Origin of the sequence: Mesorhizobium sp. B2-8-5, assembly GCF_006440675.2 — a bacterium.
In the GTDB taxonomy this organism is placed as follows: Bacteria; Pseudomonadota; Alphaproteobacteria; order Rhizobiales; family Rhizobiaceae; genus Mesorhizobium.
On record NZ_CP083951.1, the window covers coordinates 4,286,504 to 4,308,561 of the forward strand.

Below are 22,058 nucleotides of genomic sequence, written 5' to 3' on the forward strand. Positions count from 1 at the left end.
GTTCTATCGACCATGATGTTGCCTAAACGAGTTCGCCGCTTTTCGATGCTTCTGGCGGCCTCGGCCGCCCTTGCGCTGTCTTCGCCGGTGTTTGCGCAGGATGTCAGCGAATCGCATCTGAAGGCGGCGCGCGCGGCCGTCGCGGCGATCCATGCCACGGACACGTTCGACAACATCCTGCCGCAGGCGGCCGGCGCGCTCGAGGCGCAGCTCATCCAGAAGAACCCCGACATGCAGGAGCTGATCGGCAAGACCGTGGCCGAGAAAGCGCTCAGCCTCGCTTCGCGCCGCGCCGATCTCGAAAAAGAAGCAGCACTTGCCTATGCCAAGGTGTTTTCCGAGCAGGAGCTCAACGACATCGCCACCTTCTACAGCTCGGAAGCCGGCAAGAAGCTGCTGGACAGCGGTCCCGCGGTGACGCGCGACCTCGTGAAGGCCGCCGACATTTGGCAGAATGGCGTCGCCCGCGACCTCGCCCAGCAGGTCGGCGAAACGATCGCCGCCGCCGCCAAGGCCGCGGCGCCGGCAGCACCGGCTCCGGACGCCACCGTGCCCGCCGACGGTTCCGCTCCGGCGGACAATTCGGCCCCGGCGGACGACTCGCAGAACTGATCCCAGTCAATCCGCCGACGGCGGCTGGACCACAAAGCCCGGGTTTGCCCGGGCTTTTCTTTTGCCGCTTTGCGGCCTACCTGTGACCCGTCTTTCTCATCCGCAGGAGCCCAGGCGATGGCCGGTTATGACTATGATCTGTTCGTCATCGGCGGCGGCTCCGGCGGGGTGAGGGCGGCCCGGGTGGCGGCGGCTCTCGGCAAGCGCGTCGCCGTCGCGGAGGAGTACCGCTTCGGCGGCACCTGCGTCATCCGCGGCTGCGTGCCGAAGAAGCTCTATGTCTATGCCTCACAATTTCCCGAGCATTTCGCCGACGCCGCCGGCTATGGCTGGACGGTGCCCGAGGCAAGCTTCGACTGGCAGACGCTGGTCGCCAACAAGGACAAGGAGATCGCGCGGCTCGAGGCGATCTACAAGAGGAATGTCGAGGGCTCCGGCGGCGAGACCTTTCATTCGCGTGCAGTGCTCGTCGACCAGCACAGCATTTATCTGGTTGCCGAGGACCGCACGGTCAGCGCCGACCAGATCCTGATCGCGACCGGCGGCCGGCCTGCACCGCATCCGGCGCTGTCAGGCCACGAATACTGCATCTTCTCCAACGAGGCCTTCGATCTCAAGGAGCTGCCGAAGACGATCATGATCGAGGGCGGCGGCTACATCGCCGTCGAATTCGCCAACATCTTCCATGGCCTGGGCGTCGACACCACGCTGGTCTATCGCGGCCAGGAGATCCTGAGCCGCTTCGACATGGATTTGCGCCGCTCGCTGCATGAGACAATGGAGAAAAAAGGCATCAGGATCCTCTGCCCCACCGTTTCGGAATGGGTGCGCAAGACCTCGGAGGGCCGGCTCGACGTGCTGCTGTCTTCTGGCCAAACCCTGACGGTTGATCAGGTCATGCTGGCGATCGGGCGTATTCCCAATACCGAGAATATGGGCCTGGAGGGCGTCGGTATCGAACTCAGCAAGACGGGCGCGATCGTGGTCGACCAATATTCGCGCACCAATGTCGACAACATCTGGGCGATCGGCGACGTCACTCATCGCGTGCAACTGACGCCGGTCGCCATCCACGAGGCGATGTGCTTCGTCGAGACGGCCTTCAAGGACAACCCGACCGCGCCGGATCACGACACCATACCGACCGCGGTGTTCTCGCAGCCGGAGATCGGCACCGTCGGCCTGTCGGAGGACGACGCGATCAAGCGCTATCCCGATGTCGAGATTTATCGCGCATCGTTCCGTCCGATGCGGCACACGCTGTCCGGCCGCGACGAGAAGATGCTGATGAAGCTGGTGGTCGACGGCGCGTCAAGGAAGGTGATCGGCGCCCATATTCTAGGCCCCGATGCCGGCGAGATGGCGCAGCTTCTCGGCATTCCGCTGAAGGCAGGCCTGACCAAGGACGATTTCGACCGCACCATGGCCGTGCATCCGACGGCGGCCGAGGAACTGGTGACGATGTACAAGCCGACCTATCGCGTGAAGAACGGCGAACGCGTCTGACATTTCAGGGTTTCAGGGAGCCTGCGATGTCCGCCACCGCCGCGCCGCTGGACCGCAATTTCGCCCGGCGCGTCGATCAGGTCGTGGATGGCGCGATCGAGGAGCGCCGTATCGTCGGCGCGGTCGTTCTCGTCGCCCGGCGCGGCGAGATCCTTTATGGCCGCGCAGCCGGCGTCGCCGACCGCGAGGCGAACAAACCGATGCGACAGGACGCGATCTTCCGCCTGGCCTCGGTGACCAAGCCGGTCGTCGCCACCGCGGCGCTTGCCTTGGTCGAGGCCGGCGTGATCGATCTTGCCGATCCGGTGACGAAATTCATACCCGAGTTCCGACCGAAGCTTGCCGACGGCAGCGAACCCGCCTTGACCATCCGGCATTTGCTCACCCACACGGCCGGCCTCGATTACGGCTTTCGCCAGCCCGCCGGCGGTCCCTATCAACGGGCCGGTATCTCGGATGGCCTCGACCAGCCGGGCCTTTCCATGACCGAGAACCTCCGCCGCATCGCGTCGGTGCCGCTGTCCTTCGCGCCGGGCGCGGGCTGGGGCTATTCGGTGGCGATGGACGTCCTGGGCGAGGCGATGGCGAGAGCCACGGGCGAGACCTTGCCGGACCTTGCCGAGCGTCTGGTCGCCAGGCCTCTCGGTATGAGCGACACGGCTTTTGCCGTCCGTGACCGGGCCCGGCTAGTGACGCCTTACGCGGACGGCCCCGGCGGGGCAGTCGCCATGGGCGAGCATCATCTCGTGCCTTTCGGCGATGGCGCCATCTCGTTCACGCCCGGGCGCATTTTCGATCCTGCCTCCTTCGCATCCGGCGGCACCGGCATGAACGGAACGGCCGGCGATGTCCTGAAGCTGCTCGAAGCGCTGCGGCGCGGAGACGGGACGGTCATCCGCCCCGAGACGGCGGCGGCAATGACCAGGGATGCGATCGCAGGTCTGGAGACGACCATGCCAGGCTGGGGCTGGGGTCTGGGATTTGGCGTGTTGCGCGACCCGGTCGCGGCCGCAACGCCGCAGACTCCGGGCACCTGGCGATGGGGCGGCGTCTACGGCCATTCCTGGTTCGTCGACCCGGCGCTCGAGCTGACGGTGGTGGCGCTCACCAACACGGCGATCGCCGGCATGATGGGCGCCTTCCCGGACGCGATGCGTGACGCGATCTACGGCCGCCAGGCCGGATGACGGAGACAACCCGCCGCCGATAAATACCGGCGGCGGTAAAGTTTTCAGGCCTAAAGCGCGTCGCGTCGAAACGGATTCACGCGACGCGCTTTAGGCCGTTGCTTGATGCATGTCGTTGTCGCAAAACCGAGGTCACTTTTGCGCGACATGCATTAAAGCAGCGTGCCGCGCAGGATCACCAGCGCCACCGAGAAGTAGATGACCAGCCCGGTGACATCGACCAGCGTGGCGACGAACGGCGCCGAGGCGCTTGCCGGGTCGAAGCCGATGCGCTTCAGCGCGAAGGGCAGCATCGATCCCGACAGCGAGCCAAAGGTGACGATGCCGACCAGCGCCGCGCCCACCGTTGCCGCGATCAGCATCCAGTGCGGGCCGTAGTCGTAGAAGCCGAAATACTGCCAGAGCGCGATGCGGCAGATGCCGACAATGCCGAGGATCGAGCCGAGCACCACCCCGGTCGGCAGCTCGCGCAGCGCCACCCGCCACCAGTCGCGCAGCCCGATCTCGCGCAGCGCCAGAGCGCGGATGACGAGCGACGTCGCCTGCGAGCCGGAATTGCCGCCGGAGCTCATGATAAGCGGGATGAACAGCGTCAACACGATCGCCTTTTCCAGCTCGCTCTCGTAGCTTTGCATGGCGTTGGCCGTAAGCATCTCGCTGAGGAACAGCGCGCAGAGCCAGCCGGCCCGCTTCTGGATCATGGCGAGGAAGCTCATCTTCATATAGGGCTCGTCGAGCGCCTCCATGCCGCCGAAACGATGCACGTCCTCGGTCGTCTCCTCGATCATCGTGTCGATGATGTCGTCGACGGTGACGATGCCGAGGATCCTGCCATGGTCGACCACCGGCAAGGCGAGCAGGTCGTATTTCGAGATCGTCTGCGCCAGGTTCTCGCGATCGGTGAGCGGCGTCACCGTCACCGGCACGCGATCGGGCGCTACCGACAGGATCGGATCCTCCGGGTTGCCGGTGATCAGCCGGCGCAGTCCGGTCGAACGCAGCAGGAGCTGCGTCTCCGGATCGACGATGTAGATGGCGTAGATGGTTTCGCGGGTGCGCTCGACCTTGCGGATGTAGTCGAGCGTGCGCCCAACGGTCCAGTCCGAGGGCACGCTGACGAATTCCGTCGTCATGATCGAGGCAGCACTGCCTTCCGGATAGCCAAGGATGGATAGCAGCGTCGCGCGCAGCGGCGTGGCCAAGGCGCCGAGCAGCTCCGAGCGGGCCGGCTCATCCAACTCGCGCAGAATGTCGGCCGCGCGGTCGACTGACATGGCGGTCAAAAGCTTGCTTGCCTTGGGACGGGGCAGGGCTTCGGCGAGCTCGGGCGCTGCTTCGAGCTCCGGCTGGTCGAAAATCTCGACCAGCCGCTCGAACGGCACGGCGCAAAGCAGCTCGATGGCCGTCTCGCGGGGTTCGTGGTTGAGGGCTTCGACGACGTCGGCGACGTGATCGTTGGCAAGAACACGGGCGACGGCGGTTGCTTCGTCGTCCAATACGGGGGCGAATTCGTTCATGGCTCACTCCTTGCCGTCCGGCAGGACGTGAGCCATCAGGTCACGTCAGGGCGGACGGCGGTTGCGTTCGACTGTGACTGTCGCCAGGCATGGCGCGTTGACCTTTCTGCTCGCCGGGTTCGAGTTTGAATTTGGCGAGCGGGCGCAACATAGGAGCGCTTTTTGCCGAGTCAATTGTCAAAAGCTCGGAAATCGGGTGAGGGGAGGTCGGATCGCGAGACTGTGATCGGCAGCCGCAGCAGCCAAGCCATGGAAGCAGGTAAAAGCTTGGCCTGACTGCTATTTCTGCTTCAGCCGGCGGAACCGCAGCCATTTGTCCTCGGCCGGCCGCGGCGGCTGGGTGAGGATGGTGGTGAGCTCGCGCGGCAGGCTGGGAGCGAGCGGCTTCTTGGTGGCGACGCCGTCAGCGATCGCGACCACGCTGTGGTAGAAATCCTCGCCCGTAAGCGAGCGCGGTGGCACTGCCTCATGCATGACGCTGATGACGGTGACGTTCGCGCAATTGTCCTTGATCGCCTGGTGGAAGGCGATCTTGCCTTCGGGATCGAGCGCGCCGGTCGCCTCGTCGAGGAACAGAAGTCCGGGCTGCCGCAGGATGATGCGGGCGACCACCAGCTTCTGCTTCTGGCCGCCCGAAAGCACCTGGTCCCAGACCTTGCCCTCACGGCTCTCGTCGGCCAGGTGCCCGATGAAGTCGCCGAGACCGGCTTTATGCAGGGCTGCGGCGACCTGCGTGTCGCTATGGTCGTTCTCGGAACCCGGCAGGCAGACGAGCTGCTTTAGCGAGACCTGCTGCAGCTTGACCTCCTGGGCGGCGTAGAAGCTCGTCACGCCTTCCGGGAAAACGATGGTGCCGCGGCCATATGGCCACAAGCCATTGATCGCCTTGATGAGCGAAGTCTTGCCGCAGCCGGACTCACCCTTGAGGAAGGTCCATTCGCCGCGACGGAAACGCAGATTGGCGGCGCTGAGGAAGGGCGTCGCATCTTCGCCCTGATGCGCCAGCTCGAGCTTCTGAATGGTGAGGCCGAACACGGGGTTCTGGGTGGCGTAGCTGAAGTCGGAGCGGCCGGTCTGCTGATAGAATTCCTGCGGGTGCTGGACGTTCTCGATGGCGTTGGCGAGTTCGGTGACGCGCTGGCTGTTGGCCCGCAGCGTGGCAATCGCCGGCATCACATGGATGAACCACGAACACTGGCTGATCAATTGGGCGACCATTTCGGAGCCGGTGATGTAGCCCTTGTAGTCGAGGCGGTTGTGGATGAACGACACGAGGCCGGGCGAGTAGGCAACGATGCGGGCGCCGACGAAATTGTAGATCAGCTCGAACGACGTGTAGCTGGTGTTGACGATGTTGAGCCGCCCCCATGTCTTGTCGATATCGACATAGAGCCGGTCATGCATCGACTTCTGCACGCCCTCGCCATGCGAGGCGGCGACGTGGAAGCTGCGGCGCAGGAATGTCGTCAGTTCGCTGCGGTAGCTGCCCTCGGCCTGCTGCATGCGCACATTGAGCCGCTCGAGCAGGCGCCCGAGCTTGACCGCGATCCAGGTGTTCAGCGGCACATAGATGGCGACGGCAAGGAATGCCAGCACCGCGGTGCCGTAGCTGCCCAGGAATTCCAAGCCCTTGACCTCGACCGAGGACCCAATCAGGTTTTCACCGATGAAATAGAGCGAAGTCGCGACACCCAGCACGCCCATGGCAAGCCCGATGGCGCCGCCGGTCATGTCCTTGATCGATTCCTGGATACGCTGGTCGATGTTGTCCGGAGCGACGATGCCGCCGGCCGCCGAACCGTGCTGGGCGTGGAAATGGGTATGGTTGCCGTCGAGCAGGGCCTGGTTGAACTGGTTGTTCAGCCAACCCCGCCATTTGCGATGCAAGGTCGTTGAAACGAGATTGCGCACGCCGGTGAAGCCGGCATCCTTCAGCACGACCAGCAGCACCAATATGCCGGCATTGGTCAGGATGGTCTGCAACGGATGGGTGTTGGCGGCGTCGTGGAGAAAGGCGATCGAATTGCCCAATTCGCCCAACGCCACGGCAAACCAGACGCCAGCCTTGCTGGACAATGCCGTCAGCAGCGCAATGACGACGGTGAGGGTCCAAGCTTCCTTCCACCGGTTGGAGAACCAGTAGGCTCGCATCAGCCCCCAGAATGTACGCATCGACGATACCGGCGTGAGGGACGAGGTCTTTGCCTCGCTGGATGTTTGCTCCGGTACTGTACGTTGCGGTCTACCGACCCAAGTCACGATCCCGCCCAAACCTTTCTAGTTTTGTTACACATGGTAACACCAATTGATCATTTTCCATTAATTTTCTGCCGGCGAATGTGAACAGGGTTACCCGCCGTGGCCCGAAGGCAACAGAAAGGCCGTACCGGGCGGTCGCTAATCGCGCCGATTTCGTCTTTTATTCCAGCGCGTTAAAGACGATTGCGCCAGCCGGCGGCAACCTTCCCCTGGGGAAGCGGAAAACACGGGTTTGTGAATAAAAAAGAGGTATCCGCGAGCCGGGATGGCTACTGGGCGGTGACCGGAATGCCCGAAAATCTACCGTCAATGAGATCTTCAGGCTTGCCCGATTCGTCTTTTCCCGACGCGCTGAAACGACCGGAAACCGTCTTTGCGGCGGGATCGTATTTGTCGACGACGATCTCGCCGCTGGCGAAGCGGACATGGCCGACCATGGCGCCGGAATCGAGAATGTTGAAGCTGGCGCTATTCGCGGACGACCCGGTCTTGAGCGGATAGGTGCCGGCAAAGTCGTTCGGATCTTTCAAAACCAGCATCGAATTGAAGGTCATGGTCGGCGAGCCCTGTTCTGTTCCCGACAGGTTCAAAACCGGCTTGCCGCCCATCTGCATCGTCTGGGCCAGGGTAAAGGACGCCGTCCAGGGTTTGCCTTCGAAGGTCGCCGACATAACGGCTTCCTCGGCCGATACGCGCTGTAACGACAATGGGAGCCCCAGGGCGAAAGGCAAAGAGAGCAGCAACCATGCGCCATGCCTGACTGCCATTTATGTCGCCCTCAAATCAGCCAAACCCCCTCTCAATCCTAGCCCAGCGCCGTGTCCGAGGCGATTCACCAGATCGTGTTCGGCCAGGACGGGCATGATTTGACAACACCGCCGTGCGGCAACATCGGTTGCATTTATACGCCGAAGGGCGGCACCAGCACCTGCCAGCCGTAGGATGGCGGCCGGAGCTTTCCTGCTTACGCGTCGAGCCCAGCTACGTCACCGTAATCCTGGGGCCGAAAGGGCCGGCGACACTGATCAAGAATCCCGGCGAGCAGGGCTGTTGCAGCGACGTGACCAAGCTTGGCTACGGCAACAGCTGGAGCAGGGGGCCGTTTTCCTACCAGTCGTCGACGAAGGGCTTAAGCTGCACGGGCAGCAATGGCCATGGCTTCTTCCTGAGCAAGGCCAAAGCGACCGCGAAGTAGGAGCACGATTCCAGGAAAAGCGCGCGGCGTCAGGTAGGGCGGCCTCGCCGCAGGCTTCCGCCCCGATTGCGCGGAAGGAGCATTCAGTTCGCGGTTTCGAGCTCGCCGCGCGCCTTGGCCTGGGCCACCTGGCGGATCGCGTCGGCAAGCGTGTCGGCATCCTGCGCGCCCATCACCGCATATTTGCCTTCGAGCAGGAAGCAGGGCACGCCGGTGATGCCCATGCGCGAAGCTGTGGCGATCTCGTTGCGGACGGCCTCGACGTCGGCGTCGGTCGGCAGCAGCGTTTCGACCACCGAGGCATCCATGCCGGCCTCGCCGGCAGCCTTTACCAGCACCGCGTGGTCGCCGATGTTCACGCCTTCCTCGAAATTCAGCTGGAAGAGGCGGCGCACCAGCCGGTTCTGCACATCTTCACCCGCGGCGCCCGCCCAGCGGATGACGCGATGGGCGTCGAGCGTATTGGCCGCGATCTTGATGGCGCCAAATGCAAAATGGATGCCCTCGGCCTCGCCGAGCGGCTCGATGCGCGCATGGATCTGTTGGATGCGTTCCTCGCTGCCGAACTTGCCGAGCATGTATTGACGGCGATCCATGCCCGCCGGCGGGATGGTCGGATCGAGCTGGAACGGCCGCCAGCTGACATGCACGTCGACATCGCTTGCAGCAGCAATGGCCTTGTCCAGCCGCTTTTGGCCGATGAAGCACCAGGGGCAGACAACATCGGACACGACATCGACGGTGATGGAGTTCTCGGCGCTCATGCTCGTTTCCTTTTTGGTCCCGATTATGGCTGGACTTTGCCTCAGTTGGGCTTTCGCCACCAGGTCGGCAGCTGATAGCCGAATATGGGGGTCTTTTGCGGATGTTCCAGATAACTCCAGTAAGCGAGCCATTGCTGCGTGTTGTATTGCATCGGCACCAGGTAGTTGCCCGAGATCAGCAGCCGGTCGAGCACGCGCACCGCCGCGACATAGTCTTCCTTGGTGCGGCCGTTCAGCATGGCGTCGATCGCGGCGTCGATCGCCGGATCGGCGACGCCGGCGAGATTGAACGATCCTTCTGTCTTCGCGGCGATCGATCCCCAACGGCCGAGCTGCTCGCTGCCGGGCGACAGCGAATTGCTGAAGCCGCTCGTCCCGATCAGAACCTCGAAGTCGAAACGCTGCTTGCGCGACTGGATCTGGTCGCCGTCGAGGGTGCGGATGCCGACGTCGATACCGATCTTCTCCAGCGTGCGCTGGTAGACGGCCGCCAGCCGCTCTTCGTCCTGCGATGAGGTCAGGACCTCGAAGCCGAACGGGTTTCCTTGCGCGTCGAGCATCTTGCCGTCCTGCACGTGGAAGCCGGCGCTCTTCAACAATTCGAAGGCCGCTTTGAGCACCTTGCGATCCTGGCCCGAACCATCCGTCACTGGCGGGCGCCAGGTGCCGTCCATCACATCTGGCGGCACGCGGCCGGGGTAGGGGGCAAGCAGCGCCTTTTCGCGATCGTCAGCCGGATGGCCGAGCGCGGACAATTCTGAATTCTGCCAGTAGCTCATGGTGCGGTTGAACTTGCCGCCGAACAGGTTCTTGTTCGTCCATTCGAAGTCGTAGAGCATGCCGAGCGCGCGGCGGACAACGGGATTCTCGAACTTCGGTAGCCGGGTGTTGAACAGGAAGCCGGTCACCACCGGGGGAATGCCGGTATTGAAATATTCTTCCTTGACATCGCCCTTTCGGAAGGCCGGAAAGTCGATGTCGCGCTCACGCTTGACCGGATCGGTCTCGTCATCGAGGGCGCAGATGCCTTTCTTGAACGCTTCCGTCTTGGCGTTGGCGTTGAGAAAATACTCGATGGTGATCCGGTCGAAATTGTCGAAGCCGCGTTTCGACGGAATGTCCTTGCCCCAATAGTCCGGGTTGCGCTTGAAGACGATGCGCTGTCCCGGCAGCACCTTATCGACGGTGTAGGGCCCGCTGCCGATCAATGGCTTCAGCGTGGTTCTGTCGAACGTGTCCTTGTGGAAGGCGTGCTTAGGGACGATCGGTGTCAGCGCGACGATCATCGGGAATTCGCGGTTGGCCTTGTCGTTGAAGGTGAATTTCACGCTGTGGTCGCCGGTCTTTTCCAGCTTGGCGATCATGCTCATGCGGTCGCTGTAGGGCGGGCGGCCCTTGTCGGTGAAGACGTCATAGGTGAACAGCACGTCCTCCGGAGTCACCGGCTGTCCGTCCGACCATTTTGCGTTGGGGTTGAGATGGAACTCGATGCTCTTGCGCTCCGGATCCATGTCGGCGCTGTCGGCAAGCAGTCCGTAAAGACTGAAGGGCTCGTCATAGTTGCGCTGCATCAGCGGCTCGAAGACGAGATTGCCGTAAACGGTATCGATCATGCCGCGCGCCGTCGTGCGCAGGCTTTTCAGGATGAAGGGGTTGAGGTTGTCGAAGGAGCCGACGACGCAATAGGTGACGCTTCCGCCTTTCGGCGCGTTCGGATTGACATAGTCGAAATGCTGGTAGTCGGGCGGCAGCGCCGGCTCGCCTTGCATGGCAATGCCGTGCTTCGGCTCCGACTGTGCCGGAAGGAGCGAAAGAGCCAGAAACGAGGTCGCGGCGATCAGCCGAACGAGAACGCGGTCCATGACCGTCTCCTTGCCGGGCGGCTTTGTGATTCGCCATGCACCGTAGAGCATTTCGCCACCCGATTGAATCGGTGCCCGATTGGGAATCGGGTTCGGCGGCTCGAGCGCCGATCGACGCTCGCCTCCGGAAGAGGAAACCGCGAAGAAATCGCGGAAACCGAGCTGGATTCGACGCCGCCGGCAGTGTAACACGCGCTCCGAAGTCATCCTGTTGCCTCATTTGGGCAACAGGTAGCTGGACCACACGGCACCAAGAAGCCGGTCCCCGGGATCATTTGAGAGGAAAGTGCACCATATGACGATCAACGCGTACCGCCTTTCGGTGCTGGCCGCAGGCGTGGTCGGCGTTCTGGGCGCCGGGCTTTTCACCGCCTCGGCTCAACAACAGCCGCAAATCCCGCAGGGCTGGTTCAAGGCCTGCACCAAGCAGGAAGACGTCGACATCTGCAATGTGCAGAACATCGTCACCGCCGGCAACGGCCAGCTCGTCACCGGCGTCAGCCTGATCGAGCTCAAGGGCAAGGTGAACCGCAAGGTCTTCCAGGTCACGGTCCCGACCGGCCGCCTTGTGCCTCCGGGCATTGCGCTACAGATCGATGCCGGCAAGGCGCAGAAGCTCGACTATGTGATCTGCTTCCCGGATCGCTGCGTCGCGGAAGTGCCGCTGAGCGACCAGCTCGTCGCTTCCTTCAAGAAGGGGCAGGGGATCACGCTCACGTCGATCAACTTCCAGAACCAGCCGAACCCGATCAAGATCGCGCTCACCGGCTTCAGCGGCGCCTATGACGGCCCGCCGCTGCAGCAGTCGGACATCGAGGACCGGCAGAAGAAGCTGCAGGACTTCGTCGCCAAGAACAATCAGGACTTCGCCAAGAAGCTCAAGGACGAGCAGGACAAGGCCAAGACCGCGAACTGATCGCGGAAGCGTGTTTCTCGGAAAACAAAAAAGCGGGGCAAATGCCCCGCTTTTTTTGTTGTCGCCGCGCGGCACGCGTTGAGCAACATTCGTCAGTGCCTCGACTGGCGCTTTGGCTCGTAGCGGCCGTCCGGCAGCTTGTCGAACATCTCGCCGATCTGCGGATGCCGCACCGGCTCGCCCGACCGGTCCTCGAGCAGGTTCTGCTCGGACACATAGGCGATGTATTCGGTCTCCGAATTTTCCGCCAGAAGATGGTAGAAAGGCTGGTCCTTGCGCGGACGCGCGTCGGCGGGAATGGCCTCGTACCATTCCTCGGTATTGGCGAATTCGGGATCGACGTCGAAGATCACGCCGCGGAACGGAAACAGCCTATGGCGAACCACTTGTCCGATCGAGAATTTGGCCGTTTTCATCACGTTCACCACTTAGGTTCCGAGGCGCCTGTCGTGGCTGCGCGCAAGGCGCCTAAGACCTTGAATTTACACGTCACCCGGCCAAAAATCGACCCCGACTTTCGGCTTGGTGCCTATTTGGCGCAGACGCTGCGGCAATTCAATAACCGAACTCCTTGACCTTAGCCGAAGCAACGGGTTAGCCCGCACGGGAGTTTTCCCGCCCGAGCGAAAATGTCTGACATCATCGGTCTCGTTCTTCCATTCTTCGGCATGATCTTTGTCGGTTTCCTGGTGGCGCGCATCACCAGGCAGCCGCTGGAGGCGCTCGGCTGGATGAACATTTTCATCGTCTATGTCGCGCTGCCGGCTTTGTTCTTCCAGTTGCTCGCCAAGACGCCGTTCGAGCAGTTGACGGAGTGGAGCTTCATCCTCGGCTCGCTGGTCGCCACCTACGCGATCTTCACGCTGATGTTCGCCTGGTCGGTCTTCGTTTCCCGTGGCGGGATCGCGCCGGCGACGATCACCGCCCTTGCAGCCGCTTACGGCAATATCGGCTATATGGGACCGGGCCTTGCTTTGCTCGCATTCGGCGAGCAGGCGGCGGTGCCGGTGGCGCTGATCTTCTGCTTCGAGAACATCGTGCATTTCACCGTCGCGCCGATGATGATGGCGTTGTCGGGCAAGGAGAAAGCGCCGCCGCTGCAACTGGCGTTCGGCGTCGTGAAGAAGATCGCGCTGCATCCCTTCATCATCGCGACGGCCCTTGGCGTCGCCGCCGCCTATGTGGAATTCCGGCCGCCGCTGCCTGTCGATCGCTTCCTCGACTATCTTGCCCGCGCGGCCGCGCCTTGCGCCTTGTTTGCGATGGGGGTGACGCTGGCGCTCAGGCCGCTCAACCGCGTGCCGCACGAGCTTGCATTGATCGCCAGGCTGAAGCTGGTCGTCCACCCGCTGCTTTGCTATGTCGTGCTGAGCTGGATCGGCAATTTCTCGCCGAGCTGGGTCTTTTCCGCCATGCTGCTGGCGGCGCTGCCGACGGCGACCAACGTCTTCGTGATCGCGCAGCAATACGACGTGTGGGTGCAGCGGGCTTCGGCCAGCGTGCTGATCACGACATGCCTATCGGTGGTGACGGTGACCGCGCTGCTCTACGCGATCCGGCACGGAATCCTACCGGCCGACCTCTTTCCTTAAGCCGCCCGCAATCGCGCGAAAACCGCTGCCGGGTCGCAGTCCCTCGCGCATGAAGAAGGCGCGCAGGGGGGCGAAGCCGCCCAGCGCGTTGAGGCCGGCGCTGCGCGCCAGCTGCGCCGGCAGCATGTCGGACAAGAGCGACATGTTGAGCAGGTTCACCGCGCCGCTGCGCGCCCATATGTCGGGCCGGCGCCTCGTGTCATAGGAGGCTAGGCTTCGGCGTGATCCGGGATCGCTGCTGTTTTCACTCGCGATTCCAACCAGATCGTCGATATCCCTGATGCCGAGGTTGAGGCCTTGGGCGCCGATCGGTGGAAACACATGCGCTGCCTCGCCGACCAGCGCCACGCGGTTTTGCGCGAAGCGACCGGACGAGGCCGCCGACAAAGGATAGACTTGGCGGCCCGGCTCGACCGAGACCCGGCCAAGCATCGATTGCATCTGTTCCTCGACACGCCCCGACAAGGTTGTATCGTCGAGCGCGGCAAGCTCCTGCGCCATCTCCGGCTTCACCACCCAAACAAGGCTCGAGCGCCTGCCGGGCAGCGGGACCTGCGTGAACGGCCCTGTTTCGGTGTGGAACTCGGTCGAAACGAAGCCGTGCTCGCTGCGGTGGCTGAAATTGAGCACGAGCGCCGATTGCGGATAGGGCCGCGCAGAAGCGCGAATGCCGGCGGCTTCCCGCGCCGGGGACAGGCGGCCGTCGGCGGCGACCGCCAGGGACGCGGAGATTTCGCTGCCGTCGGCCAGCCGGGCGCGGGCCTGATCGGCGTCCAGGCGCCATGACTCGACAATGGATTTCAGCCATTCGACGCCGCGATGGGCTGAAACGGCTTTGGCGAGGATGGGGATCAGAACCTTGTTCGGCAAATTGAGTCCGAACTGTTCCTCGCCGATCTCGCTGGCGCGAAAGGTCACGGTCGGGCTTCGGATCAACCGGCGGGTTGCGTCGACGATGCGCATCACCTTGAGCGGCGCGGCCTGCGGCTTCAGTTCGGCAAGGATGCCCAGCCGGTCGAGAACCTTCAGCGCTGGATTCATCAGGGCGGTGGTGCGGCCGTCGGTGGTGTTGGCCTCGGGGCCGACCAGCGTCAGGTCAAAACCGGCCTCGGCAAAGCCGAGCGCCGCGATCAAGCCGGCCGGACCGCTGCCGGCAACCAGGATGCGGGCTTTGTCGTTGTGCTCCACGCCAGGCTTCCACAATGCGAGGCGACCCGTCGGGCCTTTATGCGGATATAGGGCAGATCAGCCGGCTTGATCAACGCGGCGATTCAGCCCATTCGATTGTCATGAGTGGTGAGCAGCACGATTTCAGCCATCTCGACCGGGCGGGCCGCGCGACGGCGGGCGTGGCGCGCAGCCCGCGCCGCGCTGTCATGCTGACGATCGGTATGGGCGTCGCTCTTGCCTGGCTCCTGCTCGGCGCGATGGCGATACGCGGCGCTGAAAGCAGCCCGGCCGGCGTCCCCGGCGACATGCTGCTGAAAAATCTGCCGGGCCTACCGTTGCCGGATTTTCTCGACCGGTTCTTCGCTCTTTGCCTTGCGCCGGCGCCGCTTGCCGGCCTAGCCGGCCTGCAAGCGGCGGCGCTTGTGCTGATGTGGTTCCTGATGGCCGTGGCGACGATGCTGCCTTCGGCGGCGCCGCTGATCCGCACCTATTGCGAAATCGCCGATACTGCGAAGATCAAGGGAGAGCCGGTCGTTCATCCGCTGGTGCTTGTCGCCGGATACCTCGCCACATGGCTCGGCGCATCCGTGGGTTTCAGCGTGCTGACGCTCGCGGTGTACGCCTTTGCCGGTTCCGGCCGGATGCTCGACCCCGCCGTCGGGCTTGCCGGCGCTATCGCGCTGCTTGTCGCCGGCCTCTATCAATTCAGCGGCCTGAAACAGGCATGCCTGGAAAAGTGCCGCAATCCGTTCTCGATCCTGTTCGCCAGGTGGAGCGCGAAACCAGGCCGCATCTTCCGGCTCGGCTTGGAACAGGGCGTCTGGTGCCTCGGTTGCTGCTGGGCGCTGATGCTGGTGATGTTTGCCGTCGGGGCGATGAACGTCTTCTGGATGGCGCTGATCGGCCTGTTCACGCTGATCGAAAAACAGACCGCAGGCAGGGTGGCCAGCCGTGTTGCCGGTGCGATACTGCTTGTGTGGGCGGCTGCCCTGCTATTAGTTTCGGCGTGAGGGAGAATTCGATGACCGACAAAAGCTGGGCAATGAAAGGGGAGCTGGTACTCTCCTGCAATTGCACGGTTTTCTGTCCCTGCGTGCTGTCGCTTGGCAGCCATCCGCCAACCGAGGGCTATTGCCAGACATGGGCAGGCTTCCGCATCGATGCGGGCCATTTTGGCGAGGTCGACTTGTCGGGCCTCAATCTCGGCCTGATCATGGAAATTCCCGGCTATATGAGCCGCGGCAACTGGACGGCCGGCCTGTTCATCGACAAGCGCGCGTCGATCTATGCGGCGAAGGCGCTAACCAAGATTTTCACCGGCAAGGCCGGCGGCACCACCTCGCTGTTGTCGATCCTCGTCGGGAAATTCCTCGGCGTCGAGCAGGTGCCGATCACCTACGAGACGCACGACAAGACGCGCGTCTTCCAGATTCCCAAGGTTATTGACGGCGCAGTGACGCCCATTCCTGGCAAGGACCGTGAGAAAGATACGGTGATCGCCAATTCGGAATATTGGATCGCGCCGGAAATCATCGTGGCGAAGTCCGACAAGAGCAAGATGCGCGCCTTCGGCCGCAACTGGAATTTCGCCGGCCGCTCGGCCGAAATCTGCAAGCTGGACTGGCGGGGACCGTGAGCAAGAACACAAGGGCCAGGAAGGCAGCCAAGAAGATCGCGGAGCGGCTTCCGCTGCCGAAGAAGAAGGTGACGTGGCCGCAGGCGCGCGCGTTCTCGGTTCATCTGCTCACGGCGTCAGGATCGTTCCTTGCCTTCCTGTCGCTGGTGGCGGCGAGCGAGGAACGCTGGACGGCGATGTTCTGGTGGCTGGGGCTGGCGCTTTTCGTCGACGGCATCGACGGCCCGATCGCCAGGAAGCTCGAGGTCAAGGAAATCCTGCCGACGTGGTCAGGCGAGCTCCTCGACAACATCATCGACTATGTCACTTACGTGCTCATACCGGCCTTCGCGCTCTATCAGCGTGGCTTCATGGGCGAGAACCTGTCTTTCCTGTCCGCCGCCATCATCGTCGTCTCCAGCGCGATCTACTATGCCGACACCGGCATGAAGACGAAGGAGAACTTCTTCAAGGGGTTCCCGGTCGTCTGGAACATGGTGGTGTTCACGCTCTTCGTCATAGAGCCGGGCCAATGGGTGTCTTTCGCCGTTGTGGTGGTCGCAGGCATTTTGACCTTCATGCCGATCAACTTCATCCATCCGGTGCGTGTCGTGCGGCTGAGGCCGGTCAATCTCGGCATGACGCTTTTGTGGTGCGCCTTCGGCGCGCTGGCGCTGGCGCAGGCAGCACTTGCCGCCTTCTACGACAAGATCGGCGTGCTGGGAGAGCAGGTCAACAGCTTCACCAAGATCGGCATCACGATCACCGGCCTCTATCTCGCCTGCATCGGAGGCGTCATGCAGATGTTTCCCAATCTGGGCACCAAGAAGTCCTGATCCTGGATCAGGATAATTTTTGGTCGAATGGTCATCCTGGCGCAGCTGTCTATCGGCGCATGACGCTTCGAAAGCCGGTTCTCCCTTTCGGGATCATGTTCCAGATTGTGTACGTGTCATTTAGAGAGTTGAGCGATGTCCAAGGCAATCCGCATCCACGCCAATGGCGGTCCCGAAGTCCTGGCCTATGAAAATGCCGATCCGGGCCAGCCGGGAGAAGGCCAGATCCTGATCCGGCACACGGCGATCGGCCTCAACTTCATCGACGTCTATCACCGCTCAGGGCTTTACCCGCCACCCGGCGGCTTTCCGCTGATCCCGGGCGGCGAGGCGGCAGGGGTCGTGCTGGCGCTCGGTATCGGCGTCGACTGGCTGAAGCCCGGCGACCGCATTGCCTATGCGGTCAATGTCGGGGCCTATTGCGAGAAACGGGTGATCGCCGCCGACCGTGTGGTCAAGGTGCCGGACGGTATCAGCGACGAACAGGCGGCGGCCATGATGCTGAAGGGCATGACGGCCGAATACCTCTTGCGCCGCACCTTTCCCGTCAAGGCCGGCGACACGATCCTCTATCACGCTGCCGCTGGCGGCGTCGGCCTGATCCTCGGCCAATGGGCAAAGCATCTCGGCGCGACGGTGATCGGCACCGCGAGCTCCGCCGACAAGATCGAGCTCGCCCGGGCGCATGGCTTCGACCACGTCATCAACTACAAGGATCAGGATTTCGTCGCCGGCGTCGCGGCGCTTACGGGCGGGAAGAAATGCGACGTCGTCTACGATTCCGTCGGCGCCGACACCTTTCCGGCATCGCTCGATTGCCTGCGGCCGCTCGGCATGTTCGTCAGCTTCGGCCAGTCGTCCGGGCCGATCCCGCCTTTCTCGATGTCGCTCCTGGCGCAGAAGGGCTCGATCTATGCGACCCGGCCGACGCTGTTTGTCTACAACGCCAAGCGCGAGGATCTGGTGAAGTCGGCCGAAGCGCTTTTCGACGTGGTCAAGAGCGGCGCCGTCGAGATCAAGATCAACCAGCGCTATGCGCTGAAGGACGCGGCAAAGGCGCAAGCGGATCTCGAAGCGCGCAAGACAACGGGAACGACTGTCCTCATTCCCTAGAGCGCTTTACACTTCGGCATCATGCCTTAGCCGGCTGCCCTGTTTTTCGGCGACTTGCCGTCCCCGAAGGCAGGGCCTTGCTCGAAAAGCGTTGTTGATTTGCTGTCGTTCTCTACGGGTCTATCTTAGCCCTTGAGTTTCCGCTGAAATTCTTGAAGCTCTTTCAAGTCGGGTGCTGCTTTCCGACTGGAGCCGGCCGCGCATACCATGCTTTCGGGAACACAGAACATATCTGGGAAACCAGATGGGAGGCACTGTGAGTGCAAATCATGACAGGGCGAACCTGCTCGAGGTTCGCGGCCTAACCAAGATATTCGGCACGCTGACGGCGTGCGATCACATCGATCTCAACATCGCAAAAGGCGAGATCCACGCGCTGCTCGGCGAGAACGGCGCCGGCAAGTCGACGCTGGTCAAGATGCTGTTCGGATCGCTCGAGCCGAACTCGGGCGAGATCTTCTGGGACGGCAAGCCGGTCAAGATTACCAGCCCGGGCGCGGCCAAGAAGCTCGGCATCGGCATGGTGTTCCAGCATTTCTCGCTGTTTGAAGCGCTGACGGCGGCCGAGAACATCGCGCTTTCGCTCAATGACGGCTCGCCGATCAGCAGCATCGCCGCGAAGGCGAGGGCATTGTCCTATAGCTACGGCCTGCCGCTCGATCCGGATTCGCTGGTCGGAGATCTTTCGGTCGGCGAACGCCAGCGCATCGAGATCATCCGCTGCCTCCTGCAGACGCCGCAGCTCATCATCCTCGACGAGCCGACCTCGGTGCTGACGCCGCAGGAGGCCGACAAGCTGTTCGAGACGCTGGAGCGCCTGCGCGCCGAAGGCAAATCGATCCTCTACATCTCGCACCGGCTGGAAGAGGTCAAACGCATCTGCGACCGCGCCACGGTGCTTCGCCACGGCAAGGTCGTCGGCCACTGCAATCCACGAGAGGAGACGGCAGCGTCGCTTGCCCGCATGATGGTCGGAAGCGAGGTGAAGGCGGTGGTGCGTGCGCCGGCGGAAGGCATCGAAACGGCGCCGGCGCTGCTGGAAATCCGCGGGCTTACCCGCAAGCCGGCCACCCCTTTCGCCATTCCGCTCAAGAACATCAACCTCACCGTGCGCGCCGGCGAAGTGATCGGCATCGCGGGCGTGGCCGGCAACGGCCAGGGCGAGTTCTTCGAATCCGTTTCCGGTGAAGTGCTGCAGCAGGACGCCGGCTCGGTGCGCATTCGCGGCAAGGACGCCGGCGGCCTATCGATCACCGGCCGCCGCCTGATGGGCGCCGCCTTCGTGCCGGAAGAGCGTCTCGGCCATGGCGCGGCACCGCGCATGAAGCTTTCGGAGAACCTGCTGCTCTCGCGTCACGCCACCGACGGCAAGGCGTTCGTCGGCTCAGGCGGCATGGTCAAGAACGGCGCGGTGTACAGCGCCGCGCAGCGCATCATCACGGCCATGGACGTGCGCAAGAGCGCGCCTGATCCGGAGGCGGCTGCGCTGTCGGGCGGCAATCTGCAGAAATTCATCGTCGGCCGCGAGCTCGACCGCAAACCGAGCGTGATGGTCGTCAACCAGCCGACCTGGGGCGTCGACGCGGGTGCGGCGGCGCACATCCGCCAAGCGCTGATCGAGCTTGCCCGCAGCGGATCGGCGGTCCTCGTCATCAGCCAGGACCTCGACGAGTTGTTCGAACTGTCGGATGCGATCGCCGTCATGCACAACGGAGAACTGTCGGTGCCGCTGCCGATCGCCGAGGCGACGTTCGAGAAGATCGGCCTGTTGATGGGCGGCGCCGAGCCCGGCCACGCCGAACACAGCCTGGAGGTGGCATGATGCGCATCGAACTCGTCAAACGCCCGCAGCGCTCGGCGCTGTTCTCGATGCTGTCGCCCTTCATCGCCTTCGCGCTGACGATCATCGCCGGCGCCATCATGTTCGCCTTGCTCGGCGTCAATCCGCTCAATGCCTTCGAGATCTATTTCGTCGAGCCGATCAGCCAGGTCTGGCAGCTGCACGAACTGGCGATCAAGGCAGCACCGCTCATCCTGATCGCGGTCGGCTTGTCGGTCTGCTACAAGGCCAACATCTGGAACATCGGCGCCGAAGGCCAGTTCATTTTCGGCGCGATCTTCGGCTCGATCATCCCTGTGCTGTTCCCGCAATTCGAAGGCCCGCTGGTGATCCCGCTGATGCTTCTGCTCGGCATGGTCGGCGGCGCGTTCTACGCTTCCATCCCGGCGTTGTTGAAGACCCGCTTCAGCACCAACGAGATCCTGACCAGCCTGATGCTTGTCTATGTCGCGCAGCTCTTCCTCGACTGGCTGGTGCGCGGTCCATGGCGCGATCCGCAAGGCCACGGCTTCCCGCAAACGATCCAGTTCGGCGATTCCGCTGTGCTTCCCGAGCTGATGCCGGATGCCGGCCGCGCCAATTGGGGCTTCGTCTTCGCCCTGGTGGCCGCCGTGCTGGTCTGGCTGATGATGAGCCGCATGCTCAAGGGTTTCGAGGTGCGCGTGCTGGGCTCCAGCCCAAGGGCAGGGCGCTTCGCCGGCTTCGGCTTCAACCGGATGGTGTTTTTCACCTTCCTTCTGTCCGGCGCGCTGGCCGGCCTTGCAGGCATTTCGGAAGTCTCCGGCGCCATCGGCCAGTTGCAGCCGGTGATATCGCCCGGCTACGGCTTCACCGCCATCATCGTCGCCTTCCTCGGCCGGCTCAATCCGCTGGGTATCGTGGCCGCGGGCCTGGTGCTGGCGCTGACCTATCTGGGCGGCGAGGCGGTTCAGAGCGCCCTCGGCATTTCCGACAAGGTGGCGCGCGTCTTCCAGGGCATGCTTTTGTTCTTCGTGCTCGGCTGCGACACGCTCATCCATTACCGCATTCGCCTGATCGGCATGGCACTGACGAAGCCGAACGGCGCGGCGCAGCTCGAGGCGGCGCCCAAGCTCGAGGAGGCCCGCTGATGGACATCGCCGTCAACATCCTTTTGACCATTGCGACCGCGGCGACGCCGCTACTAATCGCGGCGATCGGTGAGCTGGTGGTCGAGCGCTCCGGTGTGCTCAATCTCGGCGTCGAGGGCATGATGATCATGGGCGCCGTCGGCGGCTTCGGTGCCGGCTACCTCACCGGGTCGCCGTGGATCGGCCTGCTTGCCGCTATCATCGTTGGCGCGCTGTTCTCGCTGCTGTTCGCCGTCATGACGCTGTCGCTCGCGACCAACCAGGTGGCGACCGGCCTGTCGCTGACGCTGCTCGGTCTCGGCCTTTCCGGCATGATCGGCACCAGCTTTGTCGGCCAGCCGGGCGTGAGATTGCCAAATCTCGACATCCCGGGGATCAGCTCGATCCCGGTCGTCGGCAGGCTGATCTTCGGCCAGGATCCGGTCTTCTACATCTCGATCGCGCTGACCGCGGCGGTGATGTGGTTCCTGTTCAAGACGCGCACAGGGCTTACGCTTCGCTCGATCGGCGACAGCCATACGTCTGCGCACGCGCTTGGCATCAAGGTCATCCGCTACCGCTATCTCGCCGTGATCTTCGGCGGCGGCTGCGCCGGCCTTGCCGGCGGCCACCTGTCGCTGGTCTACACGCCGCAATGGGTAGAAAACATGAGCGCGGGCCGCGGCTGGATCGCGCTGGCGCTGGTGGTGTTCGCTTCCTGGCGCCCGTGGCGGGTGCTGGCCGGCGCTTACATCTTCGGCGCAGTGTGGATCGGCCAGCTTCATGCACAGGCTTTTGGCATTCCGGTGCCTTCGCAGTTTCTTTCTTCGCTGCCCTATCTGGCAACCGTCGTGGTTCTCGTTCTAATCTCGCGCAACAAGCGGCTGACGATGATGAACACGCCGGCTTCGTTGGGGCAGCCATTTGTTCCGGATCGTTGACAACAACAAAAAGACGGGAAGCTCCAAGGCTTAACTCAGAGAGGT

Annotated in this window: 19 protein-coding genes; 12 read left to right on the top strand and 7 right to left on the bottom strand. The window is 63.1% G+C overall.

Annotation, left to right across the window (positions count from 1 at the left end; translation table 11 throughout):
* Window positions 1-12: 12 nt before the first annotated feature.
* The 3 genes from FJ430_RS20840 (at window position 13) to FJ430_RS20850 (ending at window position 3,305) form a co-directional block, all read left to right on the top strand.
* Window positions 13-612: a DUF2059 domain-containing protein gene (locus tag FJ430_RS20840; protein ID WP_140708968.1), complete on the top strand. Its 600-nt coding sequence runs from the start codon at window positions 13-15 to the stop codon at window positions 610-612.
* Window positions 613-729: 117 nt separating this feature from the next.
* Window positions 730-2,118, top strand: a complete 1,389-nt coding sequence (gor, locus tag FJ430_RS20845) for a glutathione-disulfide reductase (protein WP_140708966.1) — start codon at window positions 730-732, stop codon at window positions 2,116-2,118.
* A gap of 26 nt (window positions 2,119-2,144) precedes the next feature.
* Complete coding sequence (locus tag FJ430_RS20850; protein WP_140708963.1) at window positions 2,145-3,305, top strand: serine hydrolase domain-containing protein; 1,161 nt, start codon at window positions 2,145-2,147, stop codon at window positions 3,303-3,305.
* Between the two features lie 152 nt (window positions 3,306-3,457).
* Here FJ430_RS20850 and mgtE read toward each other — a convergent pair whose 3' ends face one another.
* The 5 genes from mgtE to FJ430_RS20875 form a co-directional block, all read right to left on the bottom strand.
* Window positions 3,458-4,822: a magnesium transporter gene (gene mgtE / locus FJ430_RS20855; RefSeq protein WP_140657823.1), complete on the bottom strand. Its 1,365-nt coding sequence runs from the start codon at window positions 4,820-4,822 to the stop codon at window positions 3,458-3,460.
* 279 nt (window positions 4,823-5,101) lie between these two features.
* Window positions 5,102-6,994: an ABC transporter ATP-binding protein/permease gene (locus tag FJ430_RS20860; protein ID WP_181166857.1), complete on the bottom strand. Its 1,893-nt coding sequence runs from the start codon at window positions 6,992-6,994 to the stop codon at window positions 5,102-5,104.
* A 356-nt stretch (window positions 6,995-7,350) separates the two neighbouring features.
* The gene (locus FJ430_RS20865) at window positions 7,351-7,752 is read right to left on the bottom strand and encodes a DUF6252 family protein (RefSeq protein WP_140708961.1); all 402 of its coding nucleotides are present in this window, start codon (window positions 7,750-7,752) and stop codon (window positions 7,351-7,353) included.
* A 607-nt stretch (window positions 7,753-8,359) separates the two neighbouring features.
* On the bottom strand, window positions 8,360-9,040 hold the full coding sequence (locus FJ430_RS20870; protein ID WP_140708959.1) for a DsbA family oxidoreductase: 681 nt from the start codon (window positions 9,038-9,040) through the stop codon (window positions 8,360-8,362).
* Window positions 9,041-9,081: 41 nt separating this feature from the next.
* The gene (locus FJ430_RS20875) at window positions 9,082-10,902 is read right to left on the bottom strand and encodes an extracellular solute-binding protein (RefSeq protein WP_140708957.1); all 1,821 of its coding nucleotides are present in this window, start codon (window positions 10,900-10,902) and stop codon (window positions 9,082-9,084) included.
* A gap of 295 nt (window positions 10,903-11,197) precedes the next feature.
* On the opposite strand from FJ430_RS20875, the gene FJ430_RS20880 reads away from it, so the two are divergent.
* Window positions 11,198-11,818 (top strand): invasion associated locus B family protein, encoded by a 621-nt coding sequence (locus FJ430_RS20880; RefSeq protein ID WP_095765425.1) that lies wholly within the window; start codon window positions 11,198-11,200, stop codon window positions 11,816-11,818.
* A 92-nt stretch (window positions 11,819-11,910) separates the two neighbouring features.
* Here the strand turns inward: FJ430_RS20880 and hspQ are convergent, their stop codons facing one another.
* Complete coding sequence (gene hspQ, locus FJ430_RS20885) at window positions 11,911-12,234, bottom strand: heat shock protein HspQ (RefSeq protein WP_181167067.1); 324 nt, start codon at window positions 12,232-12,234, stop codon at window positions 11,911-11,913.
* Window positions 12,235-12,447: 213 nt separating this feature from the next.
* On the opposite strand from hspQ, the gene FJ430_RS20890 reads away from it, so the two are divergent.
* A complete protein-coding gene (locus FJ430_RS20890) occupies window positions 12,448-13,410 on the top strand; it encodes an AEC family transporter (RefSeq protein ID WP_140708955.1) in 963 nt (320 codons plus the stop codon).
* On the opposite strand, the gene FJ430_RS20895 is transcribed toward FJ430_RS20890, so the two are convergent.
* Window positions 13,387-14,598, bottom strand: a complete 1,212-nt coding sequence (locus FJ430_RS20895) for a UbiH/UbiF family hydroxylase (RefSeq protein ID WP_140708953.1) — start codon at window positions 14,596-14,598, stop codon at window positions 13,387-13,389. The genes FJ430_RS20890 and FJ430_RS20895 overlap by 24 nt on opposite strands.
* Before the next feature lie 101 nt (window positions 14,599-14,699).
* On the opposite strand from FJ430_RS20895, the gene FJ430_RS20900 reads away from it, so the two are divergent.
* The 7 genes from FJ430_RS20900 (at window position 14,700) to FJ430_RS20930 (ending at window position 22,013) form a co-directional block, all read left to right on the top strand.
* Window positions 14,700-15,590, top strand: a complete 891-nt coding sequence (locus FJ430_RS20900) for a DUF2182 domain-containing protein (RefSeq protein WP_181175527.1) — start codon at window positions 14,700-14,702, stop codon at window positions 15,588-15,590.
* Window positions 15,591-15,601: 11 nt separating this feature from the next.
* Window positions 15,602-16,216 carry a DUF1326 domain-containing protein gene (locus tag FJ430_RS20905; RefSeq protein ID WP_140708949.1) on the top strand — a complete coding sequence of 205 codons (615 nt, stop codon included), beginning with the start codon at window positions 15,602-15,604 and terminating at the stop codon, window positions 16,214-16,216.
* Window positions 16,213-17,031 (top strand): phosphatidylcholine synthase, encoded by an 819-nt coding sequence (pcsA, locus tag FJ430_RS20910; RefSeq protein WP_181175526.1) that lies wholly within the window; start codon window positions 16,213-16,215, stop codon window positions 17,029-17,031. The genes FJ430_RS20905 and pcsA overlap by 4 nt, the downstream gene beginning before the upstream one ends.
* A 135-nt stretch (window positions 17,032-17,166) precedes the next feature.
* On the top strand, window positions 17,167-18,144 hold the full coding sequence (locus FJ430_RS20915; RefSeq protein ID WP_140708947.1) for a quinone oxidoreductase family protein: 978 nt from the start codon (window positions 17,167-17,169) through the stop codon (window positions 18,142-18,144).
* A gap of 244 nt (window positions 18,145-18,388) precedes the next feature.
* Window positions 18,389-19,966 (top strand): ABC transporter ATP-binding protein, encoded by a 1,578-nt coding sequence (locus FJ430_RS20920; RefSeq protein WP_181175525.1) that lies wholly within the window; start codon window positions 18,389-18,391, stop codon window positions 19,964-19,966.
* On the top strand, window positions 19,963-21,093 hold the full coding sequence (locus FJ430_RS20925) for an ABC transporter permease (protein ID WP_140657799.1): 1,131 nt from the start codon (window positions 19,963-19,965) through the stop codon (window positions 21,091-21,093). The genes FJ430_RS20920 and FJ430_RS20925 overlap by 4 nt, the downstream gene beginning before the upstream one ends.
* Window positions 21,093-22,013, top strand: coding sequence for an ABC transporter permease (locus FJ430_RS20930; RefSeq protein WP_140708943.1), 921 nt, complete (start codon window positions 21,093-21,095; stop codon window positions 22,011-22,013). The genes FJ430_RS20925 and FJ430_RS20930 overlap by 1 nt, the downstream gene beginning before the upstream one ends.
* Window positions 22,014-22,058 lie beyond the last annotated feature (45 nt).